This window comes from Paraburkholderia sp. BR10923, from assembly GCF_040948765.1.
Lineage (GTDB): Bacteria > Pseudomonadota > Gammaproteobacteria > Burkholderiales > Burkholderiaceae > Paraburkholderia > Paraburkholderia youngii.
The window spans coordinates 1-7,588 of sequence record NZ_JBFPKO010000074.1; the positions used below are offsets into that span (position 1 = coordinate 1).

General features: G+C 60.1%; 3 protein-coding genes and 2 pseudogenes. 2 read left to right on the top strand and 3 right to left on the bottom strand.

What is annotated here, in order from left to right; translation table 11 throughout:
- The 3 genes and pseudogenes from AB3X94_RS40745 to AB3X94_RS40755 all read right to left on the bottom strand — a co-directional run.
- Window positions 1-4,187, bottom strand: a 4,187-nt coding sequence (locus AB3X94_RS40745) for an amino acid adenylation domain-containing protein (protein ID WP_368614408.1), incomplete at its 3' end; no start/stop codon positions are given.
- A gap of 912 nt (window positions 4,188-5,099) precedes the next feature.
- Window positions 5,100-5,648: a VOC family protein gene (locus AB3X94_RS40750; RefSeq protein WP_368594297.1), complete on the bottom strand. Its 549-nt coding sequence runs from the start codon at window positions 5,646-5,648 to the stop codon at window positions 5,100-5,102.
- Window positions 5,649-6,313: 665 nt separating this feature from the next.
- Window positions 6,314-6,502 (bottom strand): annotated as a pseudogene (locus AB3X94_RS40755) (IS6 family transposase); the annotation flags it as partial.
- Here AB3X94_RS40755 and AB3X94_RS40760 point away from each other — a divergent pair.
- Together AB3X94_RS40760 and AB3X94_RS40765 are read left to right on the top strand one after the other, a co-directional pair.
- The gene (locus AB3X94_RS40760; protein WP_368594301.1) at window positions 6,441-7,154 is read left to right on the top strand and encodes an IS6 family transposase; all 714 of its coding nucleotides are present in this window, start codon (window positions 6,441-6,443) and stop codon (window positions 7,152-7,154) included. The pseudogene AB3X94_RS40755 and the gene AB3X94_RS40760 sit on opposite strands and share 62 nt — an antisense overlap.
- A 301-nt stretch (window positions 7,155-7,455) precedes the next feature.
- A pseudogene (locus AB3X94_RS40765) lies at window positions 7,456-7,588 on the top strand (IS6 family transposase); the annotation flags it as partial.

A 7,588-nucleotide genomic window follows, 5' to 3' on the forward strand; every position in this document is an offset into this window, starting at 1 on the left:
CGCTGGTCCTGATAGACCACCGCCACCGCATCCGGCGCCTGGCGCACCTGGGCCTCAAACAGCTCATGGATGCACTGCTGCTCAGGATACGTCACCGCCGTCCGGTTCAGCTCCTCCAGCAGATACGCCCGCTCGTCAGGTGGCAGGATGTCCAGCTCCCGCACCGGCGTGTTCGGCGCCCGCTCCAGCGCCTCCGCCAGCTGCGCGAGCGTGTGCTGCATGTAGCCGCAGACCCGATCCGCTGAGACGCCCTCCGCCACCTGCGCCGTCAGCCCGAGCGCCTCGCCAAAATCCTCCACCGACAGGGTCAGCGGATAGTTGGTGCGCTCCTCCCCGCCCAGCCATTCCATGCCGGGCAGCACATCATCGGCTGCAGAGGCGGAGACCGCCGCCGGCGTATTGTGGCGGTAGTTCAACAGCGCGCTGAACAGTGGCGCCGGCGCCGCAACGCCGCTGCAGCGTTGCGCCAGCGCCAGCGAGGCATGCTCATGTACGAGCAGCTCGGCCAGCCGCGCGTGGGTGGTCCGCACGCTCGCCTCGACCCCGGTCCCGTCCAGGTCAAGCCGCAGCGGCAGCGTGTTGATGAACAGACCCATCGCGCGGTCGCCACCCGCCCCGCCATGCATGCGGCCGAACAGCACCGTGCCGAACACCACCTGCTCGCGGTCGCTGCTGCGCGCCACCACCTGGCCCCAGGCCAGATGGCACAGGCTCGCCAGGCTCACCCCCAGCCGCCGCGCCTGCACCCGCAGCCGCACGCTGAGCGCCTGCGGCAGCATCCGCTGCGCCTCACGGGTCCCGCGGCCGTCGCCCTGGACCTCGCACAAGCCAAAGGGCGTGCACGGCTCATCGATGTTCCCCAGCAGTCCCCGGAAGAACTCTTCATGCGCGTCTGCACCCACGCCAAGCCGTGCCGCCGCCACCAGGTTGCGGAACGGCTGCGGGGCTGCCAGCTCATGCTCGCGTCCCTCCAGCACGGCCCGGACCTCGGCATGCATCAGCTCCAGCGTGGTGTGATCCCCGATCAGATGATGCTGCAGCTCCAGCAGCAGCCAGCGCGCGCTGCCGGGCTCGCGCGCAATCACAAACCGCAACAAGGGCGCCCGGCCAAGCTCGATGCGGTGCTGGCGCGGATCAAACCGATGCTTCAGCTGCGCGTCGCCCGGACCACAAGACCCGTCCAGCTCGACCTCGCTCACCTCCAGCAGCGCGTTCCGCCACACCACCTGGGCCGGGCGCGACAGCCCTTCCCAGACAAACGACGTCCGCAGGATATCGTGCCGATCCACCACCCGCTGAACCGCGGCAAGATAGCGCTCGAGCAGGTCACGGTCCGCAAACGCCATCTGCGAGACCAGCAGGTACGGATCGCCCTTTGTCGCCAACAGATGATGGAACAGGATGCCGTCCTGCAGTGGCGACAAGCCATAAATGTCCTGGATGTTGCCGACGCCGCCGGGCACTGTGGCGACGCTCCGGTCGATCTCGCCCTGCGTCAGCTCAATCAGCGGCAGCATCTCTGGCGTGATCGCCGGACTCTGTTCGCCGATCAGGTTGGCCGGGACCGCCATCTCGTGATGGCTACTGAGGCTTGCAGCCAGGTCCGCCAGCACCGGCTTGACGAACAAGGTGCGCACCTCGATGCGCAGTGACCGCCGCCGCAGCCGCTCCATCAGTTGCACCGCCAAGAGCGAGTGCCCGCCGAGCGCAAAGAAGTGGTCGTGGCGTCCGACCCGCTCCACACCGAGAAGCTCGGCCCAGATCTGTGCCAGCGTGATCTCGACCTCGCCTTGCGGCGCCTCATAGGCGCGATGCGCATACGCCTCATCGTCCGGCGCCGGCAGCGCCTTGCGATCGAGCTTGCCATTCACCGTCAGCGGCAGCGCCGCCAGCCGCACAAACGCCGCCGGCACCATGTAGTCCGGCAGGTGCGCACTTATGTGTGCGCGCAAGGCGCCGGCAAGTTCGCTTCCATCCAGCCCGTTCGAAGCTGCTTCAGGCGCACATACCACATAGGCCACCAGCCGCTTCTCGCCGGCACCGTCCTGCTGCGCCACCACCACCGCATCGCGCACCCAGGCATGCTCGATGAGCCGCGCCGCAATCTCCCCCGGCTCGATGCGGAAGCCGCGGATCTTCACCTGGTCATCGTTGCGGCCCAAAAACTCAAGATTGCCGTCCGGCAGATAGCGCGCCAGATCGCCAGTGCGGTACAGCCGGTCGCCCTCGACAAAGGGACTGCCGATGAACCGCTCCGCGGTCAGCTCGGGCCGGTTCAGATAACCGCGCGCCACCCCCGCCCCGCCAACGTAGAGCTCCCCGACCGCGCCAAACGGAACCGGCGCACCGTGTCCGTCAAGCAGATACACCCGCGTGTTCGCAATCGGACGGCCGATCGGGAGTCGTCGGACTGTCTGATCAATGGCGGTGATCTCGCAGACCGTCGCAAAGGTCGACGTCTCAGTTGAACCGTAGCAGTGCAAGAGATGTTGCGGTCGGCTTTGGCTCAAAACCCGGGCCACGGCCGCCGCATCAACCGCGCCACCACCAACTAGTAGAAATCGCAAACTCGCCAGCACCGGGCCTAACTCATCAACGCTCCGGCTGAACAACCCGGCAGTCAAATGCAGCACGGTGATGCGGTGCCGCCGAACCAGAATGCGCAGCACCTCGGGCTGCAGTACAGCTGTGTGTGGAATCACAATTAGGCTGGAACCGTGCAGCAGTGGTGCCCAAACTTCCAGCGTACTGATGCTAAAGGCGGGATTGCCTACCCAGGCCACGCGATCACTCGAGGTGAACTCCGCATAGCCGTTGTTGATGACGAGACGGTTGACAGCACGATGAGGAACAACCACGGCCTTCGGAAGACCGGTCGACCCGGAGGTGTACATCACGTAGGCCGGAGCCTCGGCGGTCAATGCTAGGCCAGGATCGGTACTACACCCTGTTCCAGCCATGATCGGATCAATGGCCAGAATAGGAATCGGAATCTCAAGCCCGCCCTCATTCTCGTCACCTACAAGGATGAGGCGCACAGCACAGTCGGTCATAATCCAGCTTCGTCGCCCAACTGGACCGCCCCGATCAATCGGTACATAGACCCCGCCCGCCTTCAGAACTGCCAGTTGTGCGACAACAAGAGCAATGCCTCGATCAAGCACTATCGCAACGCGCTCGCCCGGCTTCACCCCAAGCGCGATGAGATGATATGCGAGCCGGTTCGCCCGAGCATTGAGCTCGCCATATTTTAAGCGCGCGTCAGCATGGACCACGGCTACCGCATCCGGCGTCTTACGCACCTGCGCCTCGAACAGCTCATGGATACACCGGTCCGAAGGATAAGGCGTCGCCGTCCGGTTCAGATCCTCCAAGAGGCAGGTGCGCTCATCGGACGACAGCAGCCCGATGCACCCCAACGACTGCTGCGCATCGGTCATCACAGCACACAACAAATTCTGCAAATGCTGTGTCATACGCTCGATCTGATTGGGCTCGAGGCGACTTGCATCAAAGTGCCATCGGAAGCTCCCATCCAGAGCGCAAATCTCGAGCGTTACCAACTCACCGGAGCGAGCTATCTCAGAACTGGAGCTCGAAACCGACTCTTCAGCAGCAGAACAGCTCTCTCCCGTAACCGTAACGCCAACCGGCCAGGGACGGCGCAATCGTAGCGCCTCCACACCGCTCAACGTCGGGCATCGCGCAATAAGATCCCGCGCAAAGGTATCCTGCGCGTTCAGCTGAGCGAATTCGGCCGCGACCGCCGTGCGCGCCTCTGCGAAATTGTTATCGAGGTCGATGGTAATTGCCATCGGCACGACAGACGCGACAAGCACCTCGAGCGCATTCACGCCGGCTCGCGATCCGTTCGGCACGGGAGTCCATCCCAGTTGAAGCTCTGCTTCCCCGGTGATGCGGGCGAGATAGACCACCCAAGCAGTTAGCAAGAATTCCGCGCGATCACTGGGAGATAGCTCAGCCAACGCACCCGGCATGAGCCAAGCGGTCGATTGCCATGTCGCCAGAGCGTTGCCTTCTAACGACGAAAACGGAAGCTGAACTATCTTGAACTGCTCTAGTCGCTGTCGCCAGAACTCTTCACGAGATGCCAACAATTCATGGGCAACTGTTGTGCCCCGCGCCTCAGCTTCGCTTAAGATCGGTAAGCGGTTGCCTATATCCATGCCGGAATTCCTCGCCAGTGGCCGCGCATCCACTGGCCGACCATCTTAGCCGTCGAACCAAGCATCAACATCCTCGTACCTGTCGCCACATGCCAATTGCCGGGTGATTTTAAGGAGAGAGAGCCCGCCGATAAGCCCGAGCGGTTAGACGACACCTCCAAGCACCTGATTGCGACAACAGCCTTCACACATAGAACGATTGGAATGATACGACCTAAAGTCCAGGCGGTCGTTGTCCCAGAGAGATCTGGCGCGGGTCGATCCCATCGCAGTGCAGGCCGCCACATCCGGACGTCGACGTTCGGGAAACTCGCGTCGGCGTATCTAGCGCCTACGGACAGGCACTGAGCTCCTCTCCACTCGCCAAAACGGTCAGACGTTCGCGGAATACCTTGACTCCAGCCTCGCAGCATTTGAGGTCAAGAGTTGACGCCGTATCGGTTGGCGTGATCAACACGTGGGATTGAACAACCCGGTGACCGGTGTCCGCACCACCATAGATGCGATGCCACCTGACGGCACATTCGGCATCTTGGACCAACAGCACCGAAGAAGTTGCCGCAGTTCCCGCACACCGCGCTAACGGACCTTCGCGACACTTGGAAGCGCCTTGACGAACTCGCCCCAACACATCCGCTGCCGATGCGAATGGATTACAACCCGAAAATATCCAGTCCACCACTTGAGCATTCAGCAAGGTCGATAGCTCTTCAACACTTGCGACACGCCGGATCTTACCGCGACGAGCCCAATCCCCCAAAATGGGATCTGCACACAAGGCCGCGCGAATAACGTCGCCCATATCGCTCGCTACCTGGGCGCACCTTGCGGCTAGCCTCCCACCGGCAACAAGCGCGGCTGGGCGATGAAGATGTTGGAGCACGCGCACAACTGGAGGCCCCACCTCTTCCGTCAATATTTGCCCGACTGTTCAAGCTGACCAAAGAGCTGCTGAACGTTCGATTCGAGGAGGCCATTCTCTCCATCTCGGTGAATGAATTCGAAGCTAAGGCCCGTTTCAATGGAGCGACTCGAGAAGGCCTGCGCTAGTCCAGGACAACGAACGACGGTCGTATCAAATCCCAGACCACGAGACTTTAGGGTCTGCACGGCAGCATCTACATTGTCGACCTCAAGAGCAATGTGAGCAACTCCGACACCATTACGCCGCACCAGCTCTGAGACCTGAGAGGTTGGCTCAGTACCCTGACACAGAACAAACCTGATGCCGCCGCTCTCGAGGTTAGCATAAAGCATCCCTGTCGACCGTCCCTTAACGTGAGAACGGCCCTTCAATTCAAAGCCCAGCACGTCCTGAAAGAACAGAATTGACGCCTCAAGATCGAGTACTGCAATGGCAATATGATCTATCCCGCGGAACTTCAAAAACGAACTCTCGGCTTTCCGATTGTCGCCCGAAGTAGCATCTAGTCCGATCTTGCTGTCGACGGTCTCCTGCATAGCACCCTCTTCACAATGGATAACCAGACCAAATCAACGTCGCCCCGCGAGCGGCAGATACACCTTCAGCAGTTTAGTCCGTAGCAGCGACCAGGTTCTTCGGAATCATCTACTCCAACAAGTCAGCGTTATTCCTGGGCCACATCCGCTTAAGCACGGAAGAGCTCTGTTTTGCGCTCTTCGCATTTTTTCTGAAATCGCCAACGGTGGTGGATCGGCTATTTTCCCATCGCGATGCAAACATAGGCCCCTCAAGTTCTGATGGCGTTCGCTCCGCATCCGATGCTACATTTGGACCGGTGGAGAACGTCTAATCCGAACTCTTTGGCAGCGCCTCGCGAAGCGAGATGATCGTCACAGAGTTCTACGCATCTTAAGCAACCGACGTGCCAACGATATTGCGCGAGAGTTCCTCAAAGAACAACGCGCCTATAGCCGCCATTGATGAGTTTTACTGTTCGACTTGAGACATCGATGTCCTGAACCAGACACAGCTCAAACAATAACACCCCGGACAAGGCGACGAATCTGCGTTCCTTCAGCAATCGCGTCAATTAGCTGGTTCTTTGTCATTTTGACCATAATAGATTCTTTTGAGAGGCGCAGAACAGGGCATTGTCAACTTGTCGGCAGTGGCACGGACTACTGCGAAGAGTGTCAATCGCTCAGGAGACAGTCGACGGATTTTGAGCGATGCCGGTGAATTCGCGCCAAGCAGCGAATCGGGATGCGAGTTGTTTGCGATAGCGTGAAGCCCATAGCAGGTGTCGCTTGAGCGCGAAGTGCTGCCGGATCAGGCCGAAGCTGGAGAGAAAAGCCTGCGTGCGCTTCGGGTCACGAAATCCGCGCATTCTGTGCGTTCGCTGGTACCTGCGCTACAAGCTCTGCTTTCGCGATCTGGTCGGGATGATGGCCGAACGGGGATTGTCGCTGGCTCACACGACGATTCTGCGCTGGGTGAGGCGTTATACACCCGAGTTCGTCAAACGCTGGAACCGCTTTGCTACACCTGCGGGTCGCTCGTGGCGAGTCGATGAGACCTGCCTGAAGATTCGCGGCAGGTGGGTCTACCTGTACCGGGCAGTGGATCGGGCTGGCCAGACGGTGGACTTCATGCTCAGAGCCCGACGCGACATGGTTGCGGCCAAAGCTTTTTTCAGCAAGACCATCAAGCGTCAAGGCCAGCCGCCGGAGACCATCACGCTCGACGGCTATGCCGCCTCGCACCGCGCGGTGCGCGAAATGAAGACCGATGGTCTGCTGCCTGAAGACACGAAGGTCCGGTCCTCAAATTATCTGAACAACGTGATCGAGCAAGACCATCGCCACATCAAGTCCAGAACGAACGTGATGCCTGGGTTCAAGCGATTCGGGAGCGCCGCGACCACGATTTCAGCAGTCGAGTTGACGCATCGCATTCACAAGGGACCATTCGATCTCGCAAATCTCGGCCTCAAGGAGGCCGCTGCGCCCGCCGTATGGAATGCGGTCCTGTTTGATCGATAAGCTTTCCTACCTATATAAACTTTCTCAACCCGCTTACCTATTTGCACCAGAACACTCAGGATCTGGAGGATTGAACGCTTCAGCGGAATCGGCCTTGCCTTCCTTGTCGAGAGGAAGAGTGTGTCCTGTTTGGGACGTGCGCGACGTCAGCTTTCCGACAAATTTTGGGAATTTTGTTGCAACAGCACCGCAGCCGCGCTGGCCCGCACGACTTATTTGCAACCTCAGTTAGCCAAGAGTTTAAGTAAAGTACTTCATCGCTAGCATAGTCATTGCTTATAGAACACATCAGGTGAATGCAATGGAAAATAGTCTCGCGGTTCGGTGGTATTTCCGGTTCCAACTTGGCCTGCGTGATATTGAAGAACTGCTGTTCGAGCGCGGTGTCGTTGTCAGTTACGAGACGACCCGCCGCTGGTGCGACAAATTCGGCG